This is a genomic window from Kitasatospora sp. CB02891 (assembly GCF_002803145.1).
Lineage (GTDB): Bacteria > Actinomycetota > Actinomycetes > Streptomycetales > Streptomycetaceae > Kitasatospora > Kitasatospora griseola.
Window position 1 is genome coordinate 55669 of the sequence record NZ_NNBO01000009.1, and the last position, 23598, is coordinate 79266.

Annotated in this window: 21 protein-coding genes; 8 read left to right on the forward strand and 13 right to left on the reverse strand. The window is 74.1% G+C overall.

Annotated features, from left to right (window positions below; all coding sequences use genetic code 11):
• Positions 1-56 precede the first annotated feature (56 nt).
• From CG736_RS20605 to CG736_RS20615, 3 genes are all read right to left on the reverse strand, one after another.
• Positions 57-566 (reverse strand): NUDIX hydrolase, encoded by a 510-nt coding sequence (locus tag CG736_RS20605; RefSeq protein WP_100587675.1) that lies wholly within the window; start codon positions 564-566, stop codon positions 57-59.
• Positions 567-607: 41 nt separating this feature from the next.
• Positions 608-1144 carry a GNAT family N-acetyltransferase gene (locus tag CG736_RS20610; RefSeq protein ID WP_100587676.1) on the reverse strand — a complete coding sequence of 179 codons (537 nt, stop codon included), beginning with the start codon at positions 1142-1144 and terminating at the stop codon, positions 608-610.
• Positions 1145-1219: 75 nt separating this feature from the next.
• A complete protein-coding gene (locus CG736_RS20615) occupies positions 1220-1756 on the reverse strand; it encodes a GNAT family N-acetyltransferase (protein ID WP_100587677.1) in 537 nt (178 codons plus the stop codon).
• Positions 1757-1862: 106 nt separating this feature from the next.
• Between CG736_RS20615 and CG736_RS20620 the strand changes: the two genes are divergently transcribed.
• Positions 1863-2270: a hypothetical protein gene (locus tag CG736_RS20620; protein WP_100587678.1), complete on the forward strand. Its 408-nt coding sequence runs from the start codon at positions 1863-1865 to the stop codon at positions 2268-2270.
• 840 nt (positions 2271-3110) lie between these two features.
• Here CG736_RS20620 and CG736_RS20625 read toward each other — a convergent pair.
• Positions 3111-3719: a TetR/AcrR family transcriptional regulator gene (locus CG736_RS20625; protein ID WP_100587679.1), complete on the reverse strand. Its 609-nt coding sequence runs from the start codon at positions 3717-3719 to the stop codon at positions 3111-3113.
• Positions 3720-3774: 55 nt separating this feature from the next.
• Here CG736_RS20625 and CG736_RS20630 point away from each other — a divergent pair, with 55 nt between their 5' ends.
• On the forward strand, positions 3775-4632 hold the full coding sequence (locus CG736_RS20630) for an alpha/beta fold hydrolase (protein ID WP_232734090.1): 858 nt from the start codon (positions 3775-3777) through the stop codon (positions 4630-4632).
• 97 nt (positions 4633-4729) lie between these two features.
• Here the strand turns inward: CG736_RS20630 and CG736_RS38415 are convergent, their stop codons facing one another.
• From CG736_RS38415 to CG736_RS20655, 5 genes are all read right to left on the reverse strand, one after another.
• Entirely contained in the window at positions 4730-5044 is a 315-nt protein-coding gene (locus CG736_RS38415; protein WP_369880236.1) for an AfsR/SARP family transcriptional regulator, read from the reverse strand.
• Positions 4942-5823: a BTAD domain-containing putative transcriptional regulator gene (locus CG736_RS38985; RefSeq protein WP_369880238.1), complete on the reverse strand. Its 882-nt coding sequence runs from the start codon at positions 5821-5823 to the stop codon at positions 4942-4944. The genes CG736_RS38415 and CG736_RS38985 overlap by 103 nt, the downstream gene beginning before the upstream one ends.
• The gene (locus CG736_RS20645) at positions 5792-6184 is read right to left on the reverse strand and encodes a VOC family protein (protein ID WP_043910817.1); all 393 of its coding nucleotides are present in this window, start codon (positions 6182-6184) and stop codon (positions 5792-5794) included. Before CG736_RS20645 ends, CG736_RS38985 begins: the two co-directional genes overlap by 32 nt.
• Before the next feature lie 82 nt (positions 6185-6266).
• Positions 6267-6704, reverse strand: a complete 438-nt coding sequence (locus CG736_RS20650) for a hypothetical protein (RefSeq protein WP_232734091.1) — start codon at positions 6702-6704, stop codon at positions 6267-6269.
• 8 nt (positions 6705-6712) lie between these two features.
• Positions 6713-7465 (reverse strand): TetR/AcrR family transcriptional regulator, encoded by a 753-nt coding sequence (locus CG736_RS20655; protein ID WP_100587682.1) that lies wholly within the window; start codon positions 7463-7465, stop codon positions 6713-6715.
• 272 nt (positions 7466-7737) lie between these two features.
• Here CG736_RS20655 and CG736_RS20660 point away from each other — a divergent pair, with 272 nt between their 5' ends.
• From CG736_RS20660 to CG736_RS20685, 6 genes are all read left to right on the forward strand, one after another.
• Complete coding sequence (locus tag CG736_RS20660) at positions 7738-9159, forward strand: APC family permease (RefSeq protein WP_198520573.1); 1422 nt, start codon at positions 7738-7740, stop codon at positions 9157-9159.
• Positions 9160-9185: 26 nt separating this feature from the next.
• Positions 9186-10826: an amidohydrolase gene (locus tag CG736_RS20665; protein ID WP_100587684.1), complete on the forward strand. Its 1641-nt coding sequence runs from the start codon at positions 9186-9188 to the stop codon at positions 10824-10826.
• 229 nt (positions 10827-11055) lie between these two features.
• Entirely contained in the window at positions 11056-12435 is a 1380-nt protein-coding gene (locus tag CG736_RS20670; RefSeq protein WP_100587685.1) for an FAD-binding oxidoreductase, read from the forward strand.
• 135 nt (positions 12436-12570) lie between these two features.
• The gene (locus tag CG736_RS20675) at positions 12571-13527 is read left to right on the forward strand and encodes a hypothetical protein (RefSeq protein ID WP_100587686.1); all 957 of its coding nucleotides are present in this window, start codon (positions 12571-12573) and stop codon (positions 13525-13527) included.
• A 34-nt stretch (positions 13528-13561) separates the two neighbouring features.
• Positions 13562-15418, forward strand: a complete 1857-nt coding sequence (locus tag CG736_RS20680) for an HSP90 family protein (RefSeq protein ID WP_100587687.1) — start codon at positions 13562-13564, stop codon at positions 15416-15418.
• On the forward strand, positions 15418-18375 hold the full coding sequence (locus tag CG736_RS20685; RefSeq protein WP_100587688.1) for a hypothetical protein: 2958 nt from the start codon (positions 15418-15420) through the stop codon (positions 18373-18375). The genes CG736_RS20680 and CG736_RS20685 overlap by 1 nt, the downstream gene beginning before the upstream one ends.
• A gap of 57 nt (positions 18376-18432) precedes the next feature.
• On the opposite strand, the gene pgm is transcribed toward CG736_RS20685, so the two are convergent.
• From pgm to CG736_RS20705, 4 genes are all read right to left on the reverse strand, one after another.
• A complete protein-coding gene (pgm, locus tag CG736_RS20690) occupies positions 18433-20076 on the reverse strand; it encodes a phosphoglucomutase (alpha-D-glucose-1,6-bisphosphate-dependent) (RefSeq protein ID WP_100587689.1) in 1644 nt (547 codons plus the stop codon).
• A 117-nt stretch (positions 20077-20193) separates the two neighbouring features.
• On the reverse strand, positions 20194-21348 hold the full coding sequence (locus tag CG736_RS20695) for a serine hydrolase (protein WP_100587690.1): 1155 nt from the start codon (positions 21346-21348) through the stop codon (positions 20194-20196).
• 68 nt (positions 21349-21416) lie between these two features.
• Entirely contained in the window at positions 21417-22523 is a 1107-nt protein-coding gene (locus CG736_RS20700) for a serine hydrolase domain-containing protein (RefSeq protein WP_369880227.1), read from the reverse strand.
• Between the two features lie 283 nt (positions 22524-22806).
• Positions 22807-23583 (reverse strand): LysR family substrate-binding domain-containing protein, encoded by a 777-nt coding sequence (locus CG736_RS20705; protein WP_100587691.1) that lies wholly within the window; start codon positions 23581-23583, stop codon positions 22807-22809.
• Positions 23584-23598 lie beyond the last annotated feature (15 nt).

Below are 23598 nucleotides of genomic sequence, written 5' to 3' on the forward strand. Positions count from 1 at the left end.
CGGTTCCTCGACCCAATGCTCGCCGAGGTCCGCCCGGCGCTGCGGGCCCCGCCCGGTCAGCCGGCGGCCAGGTCGGCGTCCTCGTCGAAGTCGCCCAGGTGGAGCGGGACTCGGCCCGGGCCGGAGCGGAGCAGTGCGGCCAGGTGCTGGGCCAGCCGGCGAGGTCGGACGGTCTGCCCGGTGGTGGTTAACTCCTCGATGCTCCACCAGTGGTGGCCGTAGCGGGCCTCCTCGGTGTCGATCCGGACGGCGGCGGCCTCGGCGGCCGTGAGCCGGCAGAGGCGGTACTCCTCGGACTGCTCGAAGCGCCGGCCGTCGACGCCGAACCGGGTCCGCCGGGTCCAGGCGAGCGGACCGAGCCGGTCGGCGGTCAACGTCAGCGTGGTCTCCTCGCGCAACTCCCGTACGGCGGCGGCCAGTGCGTCCTCGCCGTCCTCGATGCCGCCGCCGACGGTGAACCACCAGCGGGTGCCGTCGCGGCGCGGGTCGCGGCCGCAGAGCAGCAGCAGGCGGTCGCGGTCGTCGAGCAGGAGGACGCGGGAGGTGTGCCGTCGGTGCGGGGTCATGGCGGGCAAGGGCACGGAACGGCCTTGCGGGGAGGCCGGGTTCAGGCCGGGAGGCGGACGCCGAACCACTGCTCGGCCCCGAACTCCTCGAAGCGCTCGACCTCGGTGAAGCCCAGCCGCGTCGCGAGGCGGTGCGAAGCGGTGTTGGCGGACTGGGTGCAGAGCACCACCGGCTCGCCCGGCAGCGCGGCGGCGGACCAGTCGAGGGCGGCCGTGCAGGCCTCGGTGGCGTACCCCCGGCCCCAGGCGTGCGGCAGCAGCAGGTAGCTGAGCTCGGGCTCCAGGCCCTTCGGGCGGACGTGGCCGGGACGGTTCGGGTCGCGTCGGTCGAGGGTGACACTGCCGATCATCGCGCCGTCCAGGTCGACCACGAAGAAGCCCGGCCGCCGACTCGGCGTCTCGGGCACCACCTGCTCGAACTCCTCGCGCGAACGCGGCCCACCGAGGTAGGCGCAGACCTCCGGCGAGGTGAACAGCTCGATGACCGCCGCCCGGTCGCGCGCCTCGGGCTCGCGGAGGACGAGCCGCTCGGTGCGGATCGGGGCGGGCGGCCAGGCGACGGTTCCGAGATCGGTCATGCCCTGGAACCTACCGCACGGCGGACGGGTCTCACGGCCCGTCAGGGGAGCGCAGGCCTGGCCGACCGGGCGGGTTCAGGCCGGGAGGCGGACGCCGAACCACTGCGCGGCCCCGAACTCCTCGAAGCGCTCGACCTCGGTGAAGCCCAGCTTGGCGGCGAGGCGCAGGGCGGCGCCGTTGGCGAGTTGGGTGCACAGCACTACGGGCTCGCCGGGGAGCGCGGTGCCGAACCAGTCGAGGGCGGCCGTGCAGGCCTCGGTGGCGTACCCCCGGCCCCAGGCGTGGGGGAGGAACAGGTAGCCGAGTTCGCGTTCGCCGCCCTCCGGGCGGACGTGGCCGGGGCGGTCGGCGGCACGCGGATCGAGGGTGACCAGGCCAATCATCGCTCCGTCGAGCTCGGCCACGAACACGCCGGGCCGCTGCCCGGGCACCTCCGGCACCGCGCGCTCCAGGTCCTCCCGCGGCCGGGCGCCCCCGATGTGGGCACCGACCTCCGGCGAGGCGAACAGGTCGACGAAGGCGTCCCGGTCGCGGGCCTCGGACGGGCGCAGCACCAGCCGCGCGGTCGTGATCGGAGCGGGCGGCCAGACGATGGATCCGTGATCACTCATGCCGGGCAACCTACCCGAGCCCTTCGACACGCGGACCGGAACGGCCCGGACCAGGGGCGGCGAAAACCCCGGGCGGGGCCGACCGACGTCGTGTCAGGATCGCCGGATGCCCGCCCGCAATCGCCTGCTGCCGCGCGGCCTCTCCTGGCCGCTCACCCCGACCGACATCCGCTCCGCGCTGGCGGAGGAGGACGGGACGTCCGTCCCCCTCGACTTCGGGCGAATGGCCCGCGAGGACGGGGTGCTGCTGACGGTCGAGTGGGTGCCGCAGATCCGCGGCAACTACGGAGGCGGCATCCATCCGACCTGGTGGGAGACCTGCCGGATCCAGGTCGCGCCCCTCCCGTCGGCCCAGCGGGCCGCCGCCCGACAGGCCCTGCGCACCGAGGCACTGCCCGCACTGGCGGCCTGGATCGCCGCCGCCCGCACGGCGCCCGAGGGGTGGCGGTCGGCGGGGCACAGCCGGTCCTGGCGGGTCGTGGATGGCGGTGTGGTGGCGTGGTTGGACGGCTGAGGGTGAGGCGATGGGTCGTCAATCGATTTGCGTGATCCGCTTGTTGAGGTGGTGAGTTCGGTTCTCGCGTTGCGTAGGACTCCGCCGGGTAGGTGTGCTGGCTGAGCTTGTGGCCGGGTCCGTCACCGCCTGCACGGTGCCGGGGGGGTTGGTGAGGCGCAGCCGGTCCTGGCGGGTCCTGGACGGCGGTGTGGTGGCGTGGTTGGACGACTGAGGGTGAGGCGACGGGTCGTCAATCGGCTTGTGTGATCCGCTTGTTGAGGTGGTGAGTTCGGTTCTCGCGTTGCGTAGGACTCCGCCGGGTAGGTGTGCTGGCTGAGCTTGTGGCCGGGTCCGTCGCCGCCTGCACGGTGCCGGAGGGGTGGCGGTTGGTGAGGCGCAGCCGGTCCTGGCGGGTCGTGGATGGCGGTGTGGTGGTGTGGTTGGACGGCTGAGGGCGTGGCGATGGGCCGTCAATCGATGTGTGTGAGCTGCTTGTTGAGGTGGTGAGTCGGTTCTCGCGTTGTGTGGGAATCCGCCGGGTAGGTGTGTTGGCTGCGCTTGTGGCCGAGTCCGTCGCCGCCTGCACGGTGCCGGAGGGGTGGCGGTTGGTGAGGCGCAGCCGGTCCTGGCGGGTCGTGGACGGCGGAGCGGTGGCGTGGCTGGACGACGGAAGGTGTCGTCAACCGGTGGGTGTGGACAGCTCGTCGAGGTGTTGCCTGCGCTCGCGCCCGGGACCGCCGCCGCTCGCGCGCTTGCGCAGGAGGGGCGACAGTTGGCGCGCCACAGCGGGTCCTCGCAGGGTGCGGCCGACGGAGCGGTCACGTGGCTGGTGTCGACCGACGATCAAGTGACGGAGCGTCAACTGCTGGACGTGAAGAGCTCGTCGAGATGGTGGGTGAGGATCGCCAGGGCCGTCTCGCCGTCGCGTTGGCCCCCGAGGACGCTCTGGCCGAGGCCGTTGACCATGGCGGCGAGGCCGGCGGCGGTGATCTCCGGGTCGCGGGCGGGGGAGAGGGTGCCGTCCTGCTGGGCGGCGCGCAGTTGCTTGGCGAGGAAGGACTCCAGGACGTCGGCCTGGCCGGTGCCGTGCTTTTCCAGGGCCGCGGGGTCGTTCAGCACCAGGGCGTAGTACGCGGTGTAGGTGCGGGCGATGCGCCGGCTCTCCGCGTCGGTGGGCAGGATGCAGGCCAGCACGGCGGTGACCAGGGCGCGTGGGGTGGGCGGGCTGCCGGCGGCGGTGATCCAGCGGGCCATCCGGTCCTGCAGCTGGGCGCCGAGGCGGGCCAGTGCGTCCAGCAGCAGGCCTTCCTTGGTCTCGAAGTAGTACTGGACCAGGCGCAGTGAGACGCCGGCCTCGGCGGCGACCGCCCGCATGCTCGCGGACTGCAGCCCTTGGGTGTCGGCGATCCGCAGCAGTGCCTCGGCGATCTGCCGTCGGCGCTCCTCGTGCTCGACCTTCGTGTTCATGATCCGGCCTCCCTGGTACACCCGTATCATGCCGTGATACACATGTATCATGCGAATGAGCGAGTTCAGGAACGCCCAGGCCGCCGACCGTTTCCGTGCCGCCTACGACCACGCCCTGGCCACCCTCTGGCCCGGCCCGCGCACCGCGCAGGACGTCCCCACCGCTTTCGGCACCACCCGCGTCCAGTGCACCGGTATCCCGCAGGGTCGGCCGATCGTGCTGCTCCCCGCGTCCGGCGGCAACGCCCTGATGTGGCACCACCAGCTGGACCAACTCGCCCAGCACCACGAGGTGTTCGCCCTCGACCCGGTCGGTGAGCCCGGTGCCAGCGTGCAGACCGCGCCGATCGCCGACGGCGCGGACGCTGCCGCCTGGCTGGAGGACGTCCTCGCCGCGCTCGACCTCGCCGACGTGCACCTGGTCGGCTGCTCGTACGGCGGCTGGGTCGCACTCCAGCACCGGCTGCACCACCCCGGCCGGGTCGGCGTCATGACGCTGCTCGACCCGGCCGGGTTCAACGGCTTCGGCTTCCGCTTCTACGCCTGGCTGATCGCCGGCGGCCTCGCCGCGTCCGCACCCCGCGCGCTGCGCCCCCGGCTGGCCCGGGCGGTGGGCAACAGCGCCGTGCTGGAGGACGAGTTGATGAAACTCACCCGCGCCGCGATGGGCTTCCGGCGGGCTCTGCCCGTCCCGCCGGTGCTCACCGACGAGGAGCTGCGCCGGATCGACCTGCCCGCCCGGTTCCTGCTGGGTGCCCGCAGCGCCCTGCACGACTCCGCCGCGGTCGCCGTCCGGATCTCCGGCCTCCTGCCCACCGCCCGGGTGGAGGTCGTCCCCGGCGCTGGGCACTCACTGCCGATGGACGCCCCCGATCTGGTCACCGAGCGGATCCTGGCCCAGTTCGCGAACTGACGAGCCATCATTCAGACGATGCCATCGCTCAGTTGAGCCCTTGGGCTCCGGTGACGATGAAGGAGCACCTCCGGGTGGTGCCCCGGCCGGGCGGGCGTCAGCATGCGACCCAGCTGAGCGCCGTCGTGTTGCCGTGCAGGATCCGGCGGTGCAGCTCGCGCAGTTCGGGGCCGGGCTCGACGCCGATGGCCTCGGCCAGGTGGCACCAGACGCGATGGTGGACGGCGAGGGCCTCGGAGGGGCGGCCGGAACGGGAGAGGGCGGTCATCAGCAGTGCCCAGAAGCGCTCCCGCTCGGGGTGGCGGGCCGTCAGCTTTCGGAGCTCGGCGACCGCGGTGCCGGTGCGCCCCGGGCGGAGCAGCGTCTCGACGCGCAATTCGCGGACGTCGAGCCGGAGTTCGCAGCGGCGAATGGCTCCTCGTGGTGCAGGACGGCGCAGGCGATGTCGGCGAGGGCCGGGCCCCGCCACAGGGCCTGCGCCTGGTCGAGGGCGGCCGGGCCGGCCGCCGGACTGCCTTCGCGGACCTCGCCCGCGCCGTGCTCGTAGAGGCGGACGAAGCGGTGGGCGTCGAGCGGCCAGTGCGAACCTGCCCCGCCACGGCCGCGGCGGGGGCGGCTGCGCGAGGTCGAGAGCGACCGCGGTGAGCGTCTCGGACGGTAAGGAGTCGACCGGGGCGGTCGGGGCCTCGGCCGGTGGATCGGTGGACTCCCGTGCGGCGGTGGCGAGTTCGCCGTCGTCGGTGCTGCGTCGGGCGTCCGTGAGCTCGCCTCCAGCCGGTGCCGGCGGCGACGCCAGTCGTCCTCGTCGCCCCGGCAGGCGCCGACGAAAGCGAGCGTGACTTCCGGACTGGGGCGGCGCAGGCCGGCGGCGGCGTCGCTCAGAGTGGTGGCGCTGAAGCCGGCGATGCGGGCCGGGGACCGGTAGGTGGGGTTGCCGGCGGATTCCCGGAGTTCGCGCAGGCCGTGGGCGAAGGCCTGCCGCGGGCCGTCGACGGGGTCGAGCGGGCGCGGTCCACGGGCCGACTTGGCTCCCCTGTGAAAGGGGCAAGCGGGCGAGAGGTATGGACCAACTCCAGCCCGCCGTTCCTCATGACCGGAGAGCGGTCGACAACCGAACGTGCGTCGTCGAAGGGATGGGGCGTGGCGCGGCCCGCCCCGATCAGAGCGCGGGGCGGACGATCTGCACCAGATTGCCGCAAGTGTCGTCGAACACCGCCATCGTCACCGGCCCCATCCGGGTCGGTTCCTGGGTGAACTCCACCCCGAGGGCGTGCAGCCGCTCGTACTCGGCCTGCACGTCGTCCACCGAGAACGACACCGCCGGGATGCCGTCCGCGACCAGCGCCGCCTGGTACGGCGGGACGGCCGGGTGCCCGGACGGTTCGAGCAGCAGCTCGGTGCCCGTCGGCTGCTCCGCCGACACCACCGTCAGCCACCGGGCCCCGCCGCCGAGCGGGACGTCGTGCTTCTTCACGAAGCCGAGCACCTCGGTGTAGAAGCGCAGCGCCTTCTCCTGGTCCTCGACGAACACCGAGGTGATCCAGATCCGCATCGCCGCCGCCCTTCGAGTCCCGGAAACCCGCCCCGACCTTACGGCCCGCCACCGCCCGGGCCGGCGGCGGCGCGCCGGGCGGTCAGTCGAGGTCGTACTCCCGGCGGAATGCGGTCCGGACCACCTCGGCGACATCGGCCGGGGGCAGCTCGGCCCGCAGGCGCGGCAGCAGGACGGCGTACTCGTCGTCGTCGATGGCGCCGCGGTACTCGTCGATCAACTCCTTGATCATGGCCACGAGTTCGGGGCGCAGCTGCATCCAGGCCCGGGAGTCGGCGATCTGCTCGTCGACGAGCTCCAGGAACCAGCGCAGCACCGGCACCGGGATGTGGATGCACGGGTCGATGCCTCCGACCCACACCGACGGTTCCCGCTCCGGGTCCTCGTCGGGAACGATCCCGGCCAGCACGGTGATGCCGCCGCTGGGGAGGTGGTCGAGCTCCAGGTGCCAGGCGTCGTCGGGGAGGACGTATATCGCGGTGACGGCGAAATCGGGGTCGGGGGAGGGGATTCTGGACACGGCGGTGATCACTCCGGGGCGGGTAGACGGGCGGCGACGGCGGTGAGGAGGAGGTCGAGGGCGAGGGGGTAGGCGCTGCGGCGCATGTCGGCGGCGAGCAGGTGGGTGGTGGCGGCGATGTGCGGGTGGGTGTCGGGGGAGAGGGTGCGGTAGGCGGTGTCCCAGACGGCGAGGTCGGCGTGCTGGGCGGGGGCGGGGAGGGCGAGGGCCGCGGAGTCGAGGACGGCGAAGCCGAGGGCCTGGTCGATGAAGGCGTGGTAGAGGCTGACGGCGTCCGGGTCGGGGAAGCCGGCATCCCGCAGGATGCCGAGCATGGTCTCGATGGCGCGGATCTCGTTGGCGCGGCCGGTGGTGCGGTACGCGGCGAGGACGGCGGCCTGCGGGTGGGCCAGCGAGTGGGTGTGGATCCGCAGGCCGACCTCGCGCAGGTCGGCGCGCCAGTCGCCGGTGGGCTGCCAGCCGCGCAGGCCGAGGCCGATGAGTTCGTCGGCGACGGCGAGGAGCAGGTCGTCCGTGCTGTGGAAGTAGCGGTAGATCGCGCTCGGGTCCGCGCCGAGCGCCGCGCCGAGGCGGCGGACGCTGAACGCCTGCGCGCCGTGCTGGCCGACCAATCGCAGCGCCGTGTCGACGATGACCTGTTGGGAGAGCACGGTGCCCTGCTTGGTGGGGCGACGGCGGCGGCGCGCGACCTCGGGGACGACCCGGTCGGAGGCGAGGTCGGCGGCTCGGTCCCCGGCTCGGTCCGTGGCTCGTTCGGTCATGGCCCGAGCTTATGACAACAGCATTGACGTGTGAAGCGGCTCACGGGTTTCATGGCGTGCCACCGGCCCTTTCGCCGGTGCCCCCACCCCGGCGCGCCGCTCGCCCCGCGGCCCGTCCTCGCAGTGCCTGCGCCCGCTGCTGTCGCTGCCGGCGCACCCCCCAACTCGCGCCCGTCGTACGGGCGTTCCCCCACGAGAGAATCGGCGGTGATCCCTTGGTGACGACGATCAAGGACAGCGGCCCCGTCCCCGACGGCGCTGCTCCCGAGGCGATGCGCAAGTCGCTCGGCGTCGGCGCGGTGGTGGTGATCGCCGCGTCCAGCACCGCGGCCACCACCTCGATCGGCATCGGCCTGGGCCTGATGGCGGGCGTGGTCGGACTGCACCTGCCGGCGATCATGCTGCTGGCGTTCCTGCCGGTGCTGGGCATCGCCTGCGGCTACGGCCGGCTCAACCGGGTCGAGCCGGACGCGGGCAGCTCGTACCGCTGGGTGGGCCGGACGCTCAGCCCGTGGCTGGGCTTCCTGACCGGCTGGGTGAACATCGTCACCACGATCGTCTTCATGGCCTACACCACGACCGTCACCGGCTCGGCGATCATCCAGCTGGTCGGGAAGGCCGGGCTGCACGAGCTGCCGGGCGTGGCGCTGGACCCCGACTCCAGCGTCCAGTGCACACTGATCGGCATGCTGGTGCTGCTGACCGCCACCGTGGTCGCGGTACGCGGACTGGACCTGGCGGCGGCGCTGCAGAAGTGGCTGCTGATCTTCGAGTACGCGGTGCTGATCGCGTTCTGCGGGTACGGCCTGTTCGCCGGCGACCAGCCGTTCAGCCTGTCCTGGTACAACCCGTTCGAGATCCCGTCGCTCAGCGCGCTCGCCCAGGGCATGGTGCTGGCGGTGTTCTGCTACTGGGGCTTCGAGTCGGTGTTCAGCGTCGGCGAGGAGGTGCACGACCCGAAGGACGCCTCCCGCGGCGGGTTCCTGTCGCTGCTGCTGATGCTCGGCCTGTTCCTGTTCGCCGGCACCGCGTTCCAGCGGGTGCTGCCGATCGACGAGTTGGCCGACAACGGGGCGGTCGGGCTGGCGTACTTCGCCGAGCGGCTCGCCCACCAGCCGCTGGCCGCACTGCCGTTGGTGGCGCTGATGTTCTCCGCGGCGGCCTCGCTGCAGGCCGCGGTGATCCCGACCGCGCGCGGCACCTACGCGATGGGCCGCGACGGCACCCTCGGCCCGGTGTGGACCCGGCTGCACCCGCGCCACCGCACCCCGGCCACCGGGACCTGGCTGATCACCGGCATCGCGCTGGCGCTGGCCGCGGTCTCGCTGGTCATCCCGACCGTCACCGAGCTGATCTCGGCGACCGTCAACGCCATCGGCATCGTGGTGGCGCTGTACTACGCGCTGGTGGCGATCGCCTCCGCCGTGCGCTTCCGGCACCTGATGCGCGAGAACCTCAGGGAGGGGCTGACGGCGGTGGTCGCGCCGCTGCTCGGCGGCGTGGTGCTGCTGCTGGTCGGCGGCTACCTCGCCTGGACCTTCTACTCCTCCACCGACCACTTCGAACTCGCCGCCGACAACGGCTGGTTCGAACTCTCGGTGCCGGTCCTGATGATCGGCTCCGGACTGCTGGCCGGCGCCTGGTCGCGCTGGGGCCGCCGCTCGCCGTACTTCGACGGCGCCCAATCCGTCTGATCGCAAAGAAAGTTCGAGGTTCCACCATGACCCGTGCCGACCTGGTCTTCACCGGAGGCCCGATCCACACCGGGGACGCCGCCCGAACCCGGGCCACCGCGCTGGCCGTCACCGGCGGGCGGATCACCGCCGTCGGCCACGACGAGGTCCGGGAGCTGGTCGGTCCCGGCACCGAAGTCGTCGACCTGCACGGCAAGTTGCTGATCGCCGGCTTCCAGGACGCGCACGTGCACGCCGTCTACGGCGGCATGGAGATGGCCTCCTGCGACCTCACCGGCACCGTCGGCGTGGACGACTACCTGCGGCTGGTCGGCGAGTACGCCGCCGCCCACCCCGAGAAGGAGTGGATCACCGGCGGCGGCTGGTCGCTGGAGAGCTTCGACGGCGGCCTGCCCACCCGGCAGCTGCTCGACCGGGTGGTGCCCGACCGGCCGGTGCTGCTCGCCAACCGCGACCACCACGGCGCCTGGGCCAACACCCGCGCCCTGGAGGCCGCCGGGCTCACCCGCGACACCCCCGACCCCGCCGACGGCCGGATCGAGCGCGAGCCCGACGGCACCCCCAGCGGCATGCTCCAGGAGGGCGCCGTCGGCCTGGTCGGCAAGCACGCCCCCGCCGCCACCCTCGCCGACCGGCTGGCCGGCCTGCTCGACGCCCAGCGGATGCTGCACTCGCTCGGCATCACCGCCTGGCAGGACGCCCTGCTCGGCGAGTTCGGCGGCAACCCCGACCCGTCCGACGCCTACCTGACCGCCGCGCAGGACGGCACGCTGACCGCCCGGGTGGTCGGCGCGCTCTGGTGGGACCGCGAGCGCGGCGCCGAGCAGATCCCCGAACTCGTCGCCCGCCGGGAGAAGTTGAGCCACGGACGGTTCCGGGCGGGCGCGGTCAAGATCATGCAGGACGGCATCGCGGAGAACTTCACCGCCGCCCTCACCAGCCCCTACCTGGACGGCTGCGGCTGCGCCACCGGCAACAGCGGCCTCAGCTTCGTCGACCCGCTCGCGCTGCGCGAGCACGTCACCGCCCTGGACGCGCTCGACTTCCAGGTGCACTTCCACGCCCTCGGCGACCGCGCCGTCCGCGAGGCGCTGGACGCCGTCGAGGCCGCGCTCGCCGCCAACGGCCGCCGCGGCAACCGCCACCACCTCGCCCACCTGCAACTCGTCCACCCCGAGGACGTGCCGCGGTTCGCCGCGCTCGGCGCGATCGCCAACATCCAGCCGCTGTGGGCCGCCCACGAACCGCAGATGGACGAGCTCACCATCCCGTTCCTCGGCCCCGAACGCGCCGCCTGGCAGTACCCGTTCGGCGACCTGCTGCGGGCCGGCGCCACCCTCGCCGCGGGCAGCGACTGGCCGGTCTCCAGCCCCGTCCCGATCGAGGGCCTGCACGTCGCCGTCAACCGCCGCGAACCCGGCGCCGACCCGGCCACCCCGGTCTTCCTCCCCGAGCAGCGCCTCGACCTGGCCACCGCGCTCGCCGCCTACACCGCCGGCACCGCCCACCTCAACCGCCTCGACGACACGGGCATCCTGCGCCCCGGCCACCTCGCCGACCTGGTCGTGCTCGACCGCGACCCGTTCGCCGCCCCCGCCGAGGAGATCGCCGACACCCGGGTGCTGCGCACCTACGTCGGCGGGCAGGAGGTCTTCGCCGCCGAGTGAGGCGGCCCAGGTAGGGCCTGTCTTCAGCCCGTGCCGCCGCCCCGCGGCGAGCGTGCGGGCCAGGGGGCGTGGGGCAGGCGGGGGTTGAAGACAGGCCCTCGGTGACCCGGACACCGTGTCAGCCCGCGGGCAGGCGGCCTGACACGGTGTCCGTTGCCGGGCCCGTGGTGGCCCGACTACCGTCCCAGCACGCATCGAGCTCTCCACACCGGCGGAAGCAGGACAGCACATGACCACCGTCAACGGCGGCATCTCCTTCTGGTACGCGGCCACCGGGCTGCCCGAGCGGCGGCCGGCGCTGGCGGGCGACATCGAGGCCGACGTCTGCGTGGTGGGCGGCGGATACACCGGACTGTGGACCGCCTACTACCTGAAGCAGGCCGCGCCCGAGCTCGAAGTCGTGCTGCTGGAGAGCGAGTTCTGCGGGTACGGGGCCTCGGGGCGCAACGGCGGGTGGCTGTACAACGGCATCGCCGGGCGGGGACGCTACGCCCGGCTGCACGGGGAGGACGCCGCGCGGCGGCTCCAACTCGCCATGAACGACACGGTGTCGGAGGCCCTGCGGGCGGCCGAGGCCGAGGGCATCGACTGCGACGCGCACCGCGGCGGAGTGCTTGAGCTCGCCCGGACGCCCGCCCAACTGTCGCGGCTGAAGGACAGGTTCGCGCACGAGCAGGCGTTCGGCGCGGACGAGGTGCACCTGCTGAGCGCCGAGCAGGCCGCCGAACGGCTGTACGTGCCGGGCGTGTTGGGGGCGACCTGGACGCCGAACGGGGCGCGGGTGCACCCGGCCAAGCTGGTGGTCGGGCTGGCCGCGGCAGCCGAGCGGTCGGGGGTGCGGATCCACGAGTCGACGCCCGTCACCACGATCGCCCCCGGACGGGTCGGTACCGCACACGGCAGCGTCAAGGCCCGGGCGGTGCTCCGCTGCACCGAGGGCTTCACCGCCAACCTGGCCGGTCAGAAGCGCAGTTGGCTGCCGATGAACTCCTCGATGATCGCCACCGAACCGCTGCCCGCCGAGGTGTGGGACGCGATCGGCTGGGAGGGCCGAGAGGTGCTCGGCGACGAGGCGCACGCCTACATGTACGCGCAGCGCACCGCCGACGACCGGATCGCGCTCGGCGGTCGCGGCTACCCGTACCGGTACGGGTCGCGGATCGACCAGGACGGCGCCACCCCCGACGGCACGGTGGCCCAACTCCGGGAGATCCTGCGGAAGATGTTCCCCGCCGCGGCCGACGCCCGGATCGACCACGCCTGGTCCGGCGTGCTCGGCGTGCCCCGCGACTGGTGCGCCGCCGTCGACCTCGACCCCGCCACCGGGCTCGGCTTCGCGGGCGGCTACGTCGGCAGTGGCGTCGCCACCTCCAACCTGGCCGGCCGCACCCTGCGCGACCTGACGCTGCGCCACCTCGGCACGGGGGAGCGGACCGAACTCACCGAGCTGCCCTGGGTCGGGCACCGGGTCCGCCGCTGGGAGCCCGAACCGCTGCGCTGGCTCGGCGTGCACGGGCTGTACGCCGCCTACCGGCACGCCGACCGGCACGAGCACGACGCCACCTCCCCGCTGGCCGGCCTCGCCGACCGGATCAGCGGCCGGGGCTGAACCGCCCCCGGCCGCCCCGGTGACCGGCCCGCGAAATGATTCGCACACCTGTCGCACGGACGTGATAGGAATCTCCGTCCGGGGCGGCCGTGCGGCGGCCCCCGCAGATCGGCTCGGCACAAGGGGACCATGGGGATGGGGCTGTTCGACAGGCTGACACGGCGGCGGGCCAAGGTCGGGCCGGTGCTCGACCCGGCCTACGGCGACCCGGAGCTGACGCGGCTGCGGGAGCGCGGCGCGGCCGGCGACTGGCCGGGTGTCCGGGCCGTCCTGGCGCAGGCCCGCGACCAGGCCGACCTGGTCACCATGATCGACGTCGTCACCGACCTGCCCGGCAGCGAGGAGTGGACCGGCCGCGCCGTCGAGCAGGACCCCGAGGACACCCTCGCGCTGCTGGTCTCCGGCGCCCGGCAGCTGGTCTGGGGCTGGGAGGCGCGCAGCGGAGCCCGCGCCAAGTACGTCGGCGCCGACCAGTGGCAGGTGTTCGGAGCACGGCTGGAACGCGCCGAGGAGCAGCTGTTCGAGGTCGCCGAGCGGGAGCCGGACTGGCTCGGCCCCTGGTACTTCCTGCAGATCACCGGGCGCGGCGTGTCCGTCCCCGAGGAGATCGCGACCCGACGCTTCGAGGCCGCCGTCCGCCGCCTCCCGCACCACCCGTCGTCCTACCGGCAGCGGCTGCAGCAGAAGTGCGCCAAGTGGGGCGGCTCGCACGAGCAGATGCACTCCTTCGCCCGCACCTCGATGCTCGCCGCCCCCGAGGGCAGCCGGCTCGGCGAGCTCGTCGCGTACGCCCACCTCGAACACTGGCTGGACCTCGACAACGGCGAGGACGGCCGCTACATGCGCAGCGCCGGCGTCGCCCACTCGCTGCACGAGGCCGCCGAACGCTCCATCTGGCACCCGGACTTCGCCCGCGACCGGACCTGGATCGGCGCGCACAACGCCTTCGCCATGGCGTTCGCGCTGTGCGGCGAGAACCGGGCCGCGAGCCGGGTGTTCACCGAGCTCGACGGCCGCGTCACCAAGTCCCCGTGGGCGTACCTCGGCGACCCGGTCGCCGCCTTCACCCGCAGCGCCGCCGCCGCCAAGTGACCCGCACCGAACCCCGAAGCGAAGGACCCGCCCGGTGACCCCGAACGACTCCAGCGCGCACACCTTCCAGGTGGACCTGCGCGGACTGGTCGACCTGCTCTCCCACCACCTGTACTCCAGCCCGCGGGTCTACCTGCGCGAACTGCTGCAGAACGCGGTCGACGCGATCACCGCCCGGCAGCAGCTGGATCCGGCCGCACCGGCCGCGATCACCGTCACCGCCGGCGACGAGTTCTCGGTCTCCGACACCGGCGTCGGCCTCACCGAGGCCGACGTGCACACCTTCCTCGCCACCATCGGCCGCAGCTCCAAGCGCACCCCGGACGGCGCCCTGGACGCCGGCCAACTGGCCGACGCCCGCGCCGAGTTCATCGGCCAGTTCGGCATCGGCCTGCTGGCCTGCTTCGTGGTCGCCGACGAGATCACCGTCCGCACCCGCTCCGCCCGCACCCCCGACGCCCCGGTGATCGAGTGGCGCGGCCGCTCCGACGGCCGGTACACCATCACCACGCTGCCCGCCGCCGCCCGCCGCGAGCCCGGCACCACCGTCACCCTCACCCCGCGCGCCGACGCCGAGGAGTGGACCTCCACCGGGCGGGTCACCGAACTCGCCCGGCACTACGGCAGCCTGCTGCGCCACCGGGTGACGGTGGTCGACGCGGCCGGCCGCAGCACGCAGATCAACCAGACGCCCGCGCCGTGGGCCCGCCGGTACGACAACCCGGCCGCCCGCCGCGAGGCGCTCACCACGCACTGCCGTGAAACCTTCGACTTCACCCCGCTCGACACCATCGACCTCGACCTGCCGCTGGTCGGCCTCAGCGGCGTCGCCTACGTGCTGCCGGAAGCCGTCCCGCCGTCCCGCCGCGCCGGGCACCGGGTCCACCTCAAGGGCATGCTGCTCTCCGACCAGGCCGACGAACTGCTCCCCGAATGGGCGTTCTTCGTGCGCTGCGTGGTCGACGCGGAACGGCTGCGCCCCACCGCCTCCCGCGAGGCGCTGTACGCCGACGAGACCCTCGCCGCCGTCCGCGAGGCGCTCGGGCTGCGGATCCGCGACTGGCTGACCGGCCTGTCCGCCAGCGACCCGGGGCTGCTGCACCGCTTCCTCGCCGTCCACCACCTGGCCGTCAAGTCGCTGGCCCGGCACGACGACCAGCTGCTGAGGATGCTGCTGCCCTGGCTGCCGTTCGAGACCACCGACGGCAACGTCACCCTCGACGAGTTCGCCCGCGCCCACCCCGTCATCCTGGTCACCCGCACCGTCGAGGAGTTCCGCCAGGTCGCCCCGATCGCCGGCGCGGCCGGCCTCGGCGTGGTCAACGGCGGCTACACCTACGACCGCGACCTGGTGCACCGGCTGCCCGAGATCCGCACCGGCACCACCGTCGCCGACCTCGACCCGGCCACCGTCACCGCGCACCTCGACAACGTCGACCCGGCCACCGAACTCGCCGCCGCCGCGTTCCTCGCCGCCGCCCGCGAAGTCCTCGGCCGGTTCGACTGCGACGTCGCGCTGCGCACCTTCCACCCCAGCAGCGCCCCCGCCCTGCTGCTCGATGACCGGGAAGCCCGGCACGAGCGCACCCGCACCCAACTCGCCGACCAGGCCGACGGGTTGTGGGCCGACATCCTCGGCTCGCTGGGCAGCTCCGCGCCGCGCGCCCAGCTCGTCCTGAACCACCTCAACCCGCTCGTCCGGCGCGCGGCCGCGATCCGGCACCCCGAACTCGCCACCACCACCGTGGAAGCGCTGTACGGCCAGGCCCTGCTGCTCACCCGGCGCCCGCTCAAGGCCAGCGAATCCGCGCTGCTCAACCGCTCGTTCCTCGCCCTGCTCGACCACGCCATGCTCGGCCACGAGCCCACCACGCCGCACCGGGAGCCGTGATGCTCGACACCATCGACGCCGTCCGCGCCGCGCTGCGCGCCAACGACGAACAGCCGCACGGCCGGCAGCGCACCGTCACCGCCGAGGAACTCGTCGACGCCGCCGAGCAGTTCGACGAACCCGAGCTGCTCGCCTACGCCCTCCTCGACCTGATGGAGGCGTACGAGAACGACGCCGAACGGCGCAAGCTCCCGGTGGTGTTCGCCCGGATCGTCACCCTGCGCAAGAAGCACCCCGACGCCTTCGACGGCTGGGCGCAGCGCGCCACCGACTGGCGCTACAAGTGGGTCGCGCACGCCCTGCGCAGCGTCCCCGACGTGCCGCTGGAGGCGGTCCGCCGCTGGCACGGCGAACTGCGCGAGTACTACCGCACGGCCGGCCACGACCTCCAGCCCTACTACGGCGAGCAGTACCACCTCGCCGCGCTCACCGGCCAGGACGTCGAGCAGGCCTTCGACCTGTGGGCCGGCCGGCGCCGCTCCTCGTTCAGCGACTGCCAGGCGTGCGAACTGCGCGCCCAGGCCCGGCACTTCGTCCGCCTCGGCGACGACCGGCGGGCGCTCGGCGTCTGGCAGTCGGTGTTCGACGGCAGGCACTCGTGCGCCGAGGAGCCGCACGTCAGCCGTGCCCACGCGCTGCTGCCGCTGCTGCGGTCCGGCCGGGTCGACGACGCCCGCTCGTTCCACCTCACCGGCTACCGGTGGGCCCGCGGCCGCTCCCGGGCCGCCGAGGAGATCGGTCTGCACCTCGAGTTCTGCGCGCTCACCGGCAACGAACCGCGCGGCCTGGAGATCCTCGCCGACAACCGCGACCTGTTCGGGCAGCACGGTGACCCGCTCGCCCGCCTGCACTTCCTCACCGGCGCCCAGCAGTTGCTCGCCCGCCTCGCCGCCACCGGCCACGGCGACCTCCCGGTGGCCGGCCCGCCCGGCGCCAGCTGGACCGTCGACGCCCTGCTCGCCGAACTGCGCACCGAGGGCGACGCGCTCGCCGCCCGCTTCGACGAGCGGGGCGGCACCACCGCCGTCGGCGACGCCCGCCGCGAACGCCTGGCCCGTACCCCGCTGTTCGCCGAACCGCTCGCCCTCGGCCTGCGCGCCGCCACCCCCGCACCCGCCCCGGCGGCGGCAGCGCAGCCCGCCGCTCCGGCCGGATCCGAGAGCGTCGCCGAACTGGTGGTCCGCGCCCGCGAGTTGCACGACCTGCGGCATCCCGAGGCGGTCGCCCTGTGGCGGCGCATCGAGGCCCTCGCCACCGCCGACGGCTACCGGCACCCCGACGACCCCGAGCTCGGGCCGCTCGACCTGCTGCGCGCCGAACTCGCCGAACAGCGGGCCCGCCGCGACGGCCTGCCCGACCGCGAACTGGCCGCCCACCTGACCGAGGCCGCCGAGCTCTACCAGCAGGTCGGCCGGGTCGCCCAGGCGATCGGCTGCCGCGCGCTGGCCCTGGTCCTGCCCGAGCAGGACGCCGACGCCGACACCGACACCGACGCCGACACCGGCGGCGAGACCGACGGCGAGACCGACGCCGTCACCGGTCCGACGGCGGAACTCGACGCGTACGAGCAGCAGGTCCGCGAGCTGGTCGAGGCCGAGGCCCCCCGGGCCGGCGACGCCTTGCTCACCGTGCTGCACGCCAAGGCCGTGTTCGCCATCCGCCAGGACGTGCCGGAGAACCACCGGCGCCTCGGCGACGACCTCGATGGGCGCGACCTCACCCGCACCGAGGCCGCCATCGCCCGCCTGTGCGAGGAGGCTGTCCGGCAGGACGACGCGCCGACCGAGGTCAACGCGCACCAACTCCTCGCCCGCGCCCACTTCCTGACCGGCCGCAAGGAGGCCGCCGTCGAGCTGATCGAGCGGGCCGAACGCCGGATCGAGGCCGCCGAGATCCCCTGGAAGCTGGTCGCCGTCCACGGCTGGCAGGGCGAATTCGCCCTGCAACAGGAGGAGTTCGGCCGCGCCGAGGAGCTCGCCCAGCGCGGGCTGAAGGTCGCCGCCCAGTACGGCGACCGCAGCGCCGTCCCCGCCCGGGTGCAGATGCTGCTGGCCCGGGTCCACCTCGCCCGCGGCGAACACGAGTCCGCCGCCCGCGCGTTCACCGAGGCCGCCGCCCGCTTCGACCACGCCGGGGAGGCCGACGAGGCCGCCTCCGCCCGCGGCCGCCTCGGCCAGACGCTGGCCGAGACCGGCCGGTTCGCCGACGCCGCCGCCGTCCTGGAGGCCGTCCGACTGGAACCGGGCTTCGCCGCGCTCGACGTCCGCGAGCAGGCGCAGATCCGGCTCGACCTCGCCCGCACCCTGCGCGAGCTCGACGAACACCGGGCCGCCGCCGAGGAGTTCCTGCACGTCGCCGACCTCGCCGCGGGCTGGGAGGACGGCCAGGTGCACACCGCGGTCGCCTGCGAGGCCGCCGTGGCGCTGGCCCGCGCCGGCCAGTGGCCCGCCGCCGACCTGGCCCGGCAGCGCGCCCTGGACAGCCACCGCGCCGCGCCGCACGCCGACGCCGCCTTCGACATGCTGCTGCGCCTCGCCCGGGTCACCGCCGACACGCGCGGCCCCGACGCCCGGGACGAGGCCCTCGCCCGGCTCGACGAGGCCGCCGAGGTGGTGGAGCACGCCCGGCGCGAGGGCCTGGAACTCGGCAGCGGCAGCCCCGACGGCACCCTGCACGACACCCGCGGCCGCACCCTGGTCGGCCTCGGGCGCCCCGAGGAGGCGCTCGCCGAGATGGAGTTGGCGATCGCCGCGTTCGGCGCCCTCGGCCCCGAGGGCAACCTGGCCCGCGCCGAGTCCATCCGCTACGCCGCCCTGATCGAGGGCAACCGCCTCGACCGCACCCAGGACGCGCTGACCCGGCTGGAGGCCGCCATCGCCTGGTGCCGCGAGATCGGCGAACCGCAGGCCGCCGAGGTCCTCGACGACCTGCGCACCCACCTGCGCCGCCAGCACTGACGCCGCACCGGCCCGCCCACGGCCCGCCGGGAACACTCCCGGCGGGCCGTGGGTGCGTCAGGCCTTCGCCAGCACCTCGCCGACCAGGGCGCGGGCCTCGTCCTGGACCTGCGCCAGGTGCTCGGCGCCGCGGAAGCTCTCCGCGTAGATCTTGTACACGTCCTCGGTGCCGGACGGGCGGGCCGCGAACCAGGCGTTCTCGGTGCAGACCTTCAGGCCGCCGATCGCCGCGCCGTTGCCCGGGGCGTGGGTCAGGACAGCGGTGATCGGCTCGCCGGCCAGCGCGTCGGCGGTGACCCGGGAGGCGTCGAGCGCGGCCAGCGCGGCCTTCTGGTCGCGGTCGGCGGGGGCGTCCACCCGGGCGTAGACCGGGTCGCCGTGCCGGGCCGTCAGGTCGCGGTAGTGCTCGGAGGGGGTGCGGCCGGTGACGGCGGTGATCTCGGAGGCCAGCAGGGCCAGCAGGATGCCGTCCTTGTCGGTGGTCCACGGCGAGCCGTCGCGGCGCAGGAACGACGCCCCGGCGGACTCCTCGCCGCCGAACGCCACCGTCCCGTTCAGCAGGCCGTCCACGAACCACTTGAAGCCGACCGGGACTTCGAGCAGCTCCCGGCCGAGCGCGCCCGCCACCCGGTCGATCATCGACGAGGACACCAGGGTCTTGCCGACCGCGGCCGCCGCCGGCCAGCCCTCGCGGTGCCGGAACAGGTGGTCGATGGCCACCGACAGGAAGTGGTTGGGGTTCATCAGCCCGCCGTCGGGCGTCACGATGCCGTGCCGGTCGGCGTCCGCGTCGTTCCCGGTGGCCAGCGTGAAGTCGTTCCGCCGGTCGATCAGCGAGGCCATCGCGTACGGGGAGGAGCAGTCCATCCGGATCTTCCCGTCCCAGTCCAGCGTCATGAACCGCCAGGTCGGATCGGTCAGCGGGTTGACCACCGTCAGGTCCAGCCGGTGCGTCTCGGCGATCCGACCCCAGTACGCGACGGACGCCCCGCCCAGCGGGTCCGCGCCGATCCGCACCCCCGCCTCGCGCACCGCGGCGAGATCGACGACGGCCGGCAGGTCGTCCACGTACGCGCCCAGGAAGTCGTACCGGCCGGTGGTGTCGGCCGCCAGCGCCCGCGCGTACGGGATCCGGCGGACCTCCTTCGACCCGCCGGCCAGCAACTCGTTGGCGCGGCGCTCGATCCAGCCGGTGGCCGCCGAGTCCGCGGGCCCGCCGTGCGGCGGGTTGTACTTGAACCCGCCGTCGGCGGGCGGGTTGTGCGAGGGCGTCACCACGATGCCGTCCGCGAGCGCCGCCGGAAGGGTGCGGTTGTGGGCGAGGACGGCGTGCGAGACGGCGGGCGTCGGGGTGTAGCCGTCCGCGGTGTCGAGCAGCACCGTGACGCCGTTCGCCGCCAGCACCTCCAGCGTGGTCGCCCGGGCCGGCTCGGACAGCGCGTGGGTGTCGATGCCGAGGAACAGCGGCCCCGTGGTGCCCTGCTCGGCCCGGTAGTCGCAGATCGCCTGCGCCGTCGCCGCGATGTGGTCCTCGTTGAACGCTGTCCGCACCGAGGAGCCCCGGTGGCCGGACGTCCCGAACGCCACCCGCTCACCGGCCACCGCCGGGTCCGGATGCAGCGTGTAGTAGGCCGTCACCAGGCAGGCGACGTCGATCAGGTCCTGCGGCTGCGCCGGCTGCCCGGCCCGTGCGTGCACCATGGTGGCTTCTCTCCTCGGTCGGTACGGCAAGGATGCCCGCCGACCATCATGGGGGCCATACCGCGCCACCTGCGGGAACACGAACGGAAACCGGGCCGACGGTGCGTCGGGCGGAGGTCAGCGGCAGAGGGCCGCGTCGACCGCTTCGGTCATGCGCCGGGTGGTGGCCGCGTCCGGGACGGTGGTGACGGTGATGCTGACGGCCCGGCCGTCCTCCGTGACGCCGCCCCGGTTCCGGTGGGCCGCGCCGGTGCCGCCGTGGCCCCAGACCAGGCCGCCGCAGGACAGCGGCCGGCTCTGGATCCCCAGGCCGTAGCGGACGCCGGGGCCCAGCAGCTCGGTGGGGACGGTGGTGCGCATCTGGGCGAGCTGGGCGGCGGGCAGCAGACGGCCCGTCAGGAGCGCGCTGTAGAAGGCGTTGAGGTCGGTGTCGGTGGACACCACCGCCCCCGCGGACCAGGCCATCGAGGTGTCCATCTCGGTGTAGTCGATCCGCGGCGCGCCCGGGTCGGCGGCCAGGTAGGCGTGCGGATGCGGCTCGCGGAGGGCGGTCTCCCCGGTGGCCGGGACGTAGGTGTGGCGCAGGCCGATCCGGTCGATGACGCGCTTGGTGACCTCCTCGCCGTAGGGGCGGCCGGTGACCTTCTGGATCAGCAGGCCGGCCACCAGGTAGTTGGTGTTGCTGTACATCCAGTCGGTCCCGGGGGCGAACAGCGCCTTCTGGGCCAGTGCCCCGTCGAGGAGTTCGCGCGGCTCGAAGTAGCGGTACTGGATGGGGACGAAGTCGGCCAGCGCGGGGGCGTCCAGGTAGTCGGGCAGGCCGCTGGTGTGCTGGAGCAGCTGGCGGACCGTGATGTTCCGGCCGTCGATGCCGTCGCCGCGCAGGAGACCGGGCAGGTAGGTGTCCACGCTCGCGTCCAGGCCGACCCTGCCCTCGGCGACCAGTTGCAGGACGACGACGGCGGTGAACGGCTTGGTGTTGCTGCCGGCCCGGATCTGTCCGTCGACCGGGACCTCGGCCCCGGTGGCCAGGTCGCCGACGCCGGCGGTGTAGGTGCGGCTGCGGCCGTCGCGGCCCTTGACGGCGGCGAGGGCGGCGGGCATCCCGTCCTCCTTCACCAGCGCGTCGAGGCGCTGCTGCACGACGTCCGGGCGCGGTGCGGCGGAGGCGGCGGTCGGGGCGAGGGCGGTCAGCGCGAGCCCGGCGGCGGCCGTGGCGTACCGCACGGTGCGGCTGCGGCGCGCCGAGCGCCGCGGGGTGTGCTCGTTCATCGGGACTCCATTGCTGGGAGGAAGGAGGGTGGCCGGCGCCGGGGACCGGCACGGCCACCCGGGGGACGTCAGCGGCAGAGCGCCTCGTCCACTGCCTGGTCCAGGTGCGTGACGGTGTCGTCGTTGCCCGGGAACGCGGTCACGGTGATGTTCGCGGAACGGCCGTCGTCGGTGGTGCCGCCGGCGTTCTCGTAGCCCGGGATCGCCCCGCCGTGACCCCAGGAGAGCCCGCCGCAGGAGAGCGGGCGGCTCACCAGGCCGAGGCCGTAGCGGACCCCGGCGCCGAGCTCCTCGGCGGGGACGGTGGCGCGCATCTGGGCGAGCTGGGCCGCGGGCAGCAGGCGGCCGCCGAGCAGCGCGTCGTAGAACCGGGTGACGTCGGTGTTGGTGGAGATCATCGCGCCGGCCGCCCAGCCCCAGGACGGGTCCAGCTCGGTGTAGTCGCGCAGCGAGCCGTCCGCGGCGCGCTGGTAGCCCTTGGGGTGGGCCTCGCGGATCGTCATGTCCCCGGGGACGGGGAAGTAGGTGTGGCGCAGGCCGATCCGGTCGACGACGCGCTTGGTGATCTCCTCGCCGATCGGGCGCCCGGTGACCTTCTGGACGATCATGCCCGCCAGCAGGTAGTTGGTGTTGATGTACTCCCACTGGGCGCCGGGCGCGAAGTGGGCCTTCTTGGCCAGTGCGGCGTCGAGGAGCTCGCGCGGCTCGACGTACCGCGCGGGGTCGGCGAGCACGCCCGCGGGGTTCATGTAGTCGGGCAGGCCGCTGGTGTGCTGGAGCAGCTGGCGGACCGTGATGTTCCGGCCGTCGATGCCGTCGCCGCGCACCAGGCCGGGCAGGTAGGTGTCCACGCTCGCGTCCAGGCCGACCTTGCCCTCGGCGACCAGCTGCAGGACCACGACGGCGGTGAACGTCTTGGTGTCGCTGCCGATCCGGACCTGCCCGTCGACCGGGACCTTGGCCCGGGTGGCCGCGTCGCCGACCCCGGCGGTGTAGGTGCGGCTGCGGCCGTCGCGGCCCTTGACGGTGGCGAGGGCGGCGGGCGCGCCGTCCTTCTGGACCAGGGCGTCGAGGCGCTGCTGCACGGCGTCCGGCCGCGGTGCGGCGGTGGCCGCGACCGGTACCAGGACGCCGGCCACCACGGCGGCGGCCACGGCGGCGGCCACGGCGGTCACGGTCGCCGCCACCCCGCGGCGGCGACCGCGGAGGCGGTTCGGACGGTGGTGCTGCGGTGCGTGTTCGTTCACGGGAAAGCCCCCTGGGTAGGCGCCGGAACTCTTCTCGGCGCCCTCCAAGAGGACCATGTGACGGACCGTCAATCCGTCCGCGCGCAGGACGAACCGCACCCGGGAACGTGCTCCGGGTCGCGGCCCGGCCCGGGACCGTGCTCCCGGGGCGTGACGGCCGCCCGTCCGTGCCCGCTGCGTGCGCCCTCGGCCGGGCCGACGCTCGCGGCCGTCAGCGCTTGCGACCCTTCTTGGCCTGGCCCTGGCGGGTGGCGGCGGCGCGCTGGCCCGGGCGCGGCTTGTGCTGCCGGGCGCCCGGCTGGGACTGGGACTTGGCGGCCTTGGCGGAGGCCTTCTTCGCGGCGGGCTGCTTCTTCGCCGGCTCGGCGGCGGCCCGGCCGCGGGAGCTGTTCGCGGTGCGGCCGCGGACGATGCCGATGAACTCCTCGACCAGGTCGGTGGTCGCCTCCTCCGGCCAGGCCAGCGCGATCTGCGACTGCGGGACGTCGGAGAGGGTGCGGTAGGTCAGGTCGCGCCGGTGGTGCAGCCGGGCCAGCGACTGCGGGACGGCCAGTACGCCGACGTTGGCGGCGACCAGCTCGATCGCGTCGCCGGTGGTGGCCGGCCGCTCGAAGGCGGGGCGGCCCGGGAGGCCGTCCGGCCACTCCAGCACGTCGTCCTGCGGGTGGAAGACGATCTCCTCGGCGAGGTCCGCGACACCGACCTCCTCGGCGGCGGCCAGCCAGTGGTCCTTCGGGAACACCACCACGGTGGTCTCGGTGTACAGCGGGATCGCGCTCAGCACCGTCCGGTCCACCGGCAGCCGCACCAGGCCGGCGTCCGCGCCGCCCGACAGCAGCAGGGCGTGCCCGTCCACGGGGGTGGACTGCACCAGTTCCAGCGGAACGTCGGGCAGCCGCTCACCCCACACCCGCAGCCACTTGGTCGGGGTCACCCCGGGCACGTACACCAGGCGGAAGGGGGCGGAGGGCTGCTCGATCTCGGTCACACCCCCCAGGCTACC

Excerpts from the sequence above, each read along its gene's own strand:
- CG736_RS20630 (WP_232734090.1), top strand. The coding sequence starts at position 3,775 with ATGAGCGAGTTCAGGAACGCCCAGGCCGCCGACCGTTTCCGTGCCGCC.
- CG736_RS20625 (WP_100587679.1), bottom strand. The coding sequence starts at position 3,719 with ATGAACACGAAGGTCGAGCACGAGGAGCGCCGACGGCAGATCGCCGAG.
- CG736_RS20660 (WP_198520573.1), top strand. The coding sequence starts at position 7,738 with ATGCGCAAGTCGCTCGGCGTCGGCGCGGTGGTGGTGATCGCCGCGTCC.
- CG736_RS20665 (WP_100587684.1), top strand. The coding sequence starts at position 9,186 with ATGACCCGTGCCGACCTGGTCTTCACCGGAGGCCCGATCCACACCGGG.
- CG736_RS20685 (WP_100587688.1), top strand. The coding sequence starts at position 15,418 with ATGCTCGACACCATCGACGCCGTCCGCGCCGCGCTGCGCGCCAACGAC.
- CG736_RS20655 (WP_100587682.1), bottom strand. The coding sequence starts at position 7,465 with ATGACCGAACGAGCCACGGACCGAGCCGGGGACCGAGCCGCCGACCTC.
- CG736_RS20620 (WP_100587678.1), top strand. The coding sequence starts at position 1,863 with ATGCCCGCCCGCAATCGCCTGCTGCCGCGCGGCCTCTCCTGGCCGCTC.
- CG736_RS20605 (WP_100587675.1), bottom strand. The coding sequence starts at position 566 with ATGACCCCGCACCGACGGCACACCTCCCGCGTCCTCCTGCTCGACGAC.
- CG736_RS20610 (WP_100587676.1), bottom strand. The coding sequence starts at position 1,144 with ATGACCGATCTCGGAACCGTCGCCTGGCCGCCCGCCCCGATCCGCACC.
- pgm (WP_100587689.1), bottom strand. The coding sequence starts at position 20,076 with ATGGTGCACGCACGGGCCGGGCAGCCGGCGCAGCCGCAGGACCTGATC.
- CG736_RS20615 (WP_100587677.1), bottom strand. The coding sequence starts at position 1,756 with ATGAGTGATCACGGATCCATCGTCTGGCCGCCCGCTCCGATCACGACC.
- CG736_RS20670 (WP_100587685.1), top strand. The coding sequence starts at position 11,056 with ATGACCACCGTCAACGGCGGCATCTCCTTCTGGTACGCGGCCACCGGG.
- CG736_RS20695 (WP_100587690.1), bottom strand. The coding sequence starts at position 21,348 with ATGAACGAGCACACCCCGCGGCGCTCGGCGCGCCGCAGCCGCACCGTG.
- CG736_RS20675 (WP_100587686.1), top strand. The coding sequence starts at position 12,571 with ATGGGGCTGTTCGACAGGCTGACACGGCGGCGGGCCAAGGTCGGGCCG.
- CG736_RS20645 (WP_043910817.1), bottom strand. The coding sequence starts at position 6,184 with ATGCGGATCTGGATCACCTCGGTGTTCGTCGAGGACCAGGAGAAGGCG.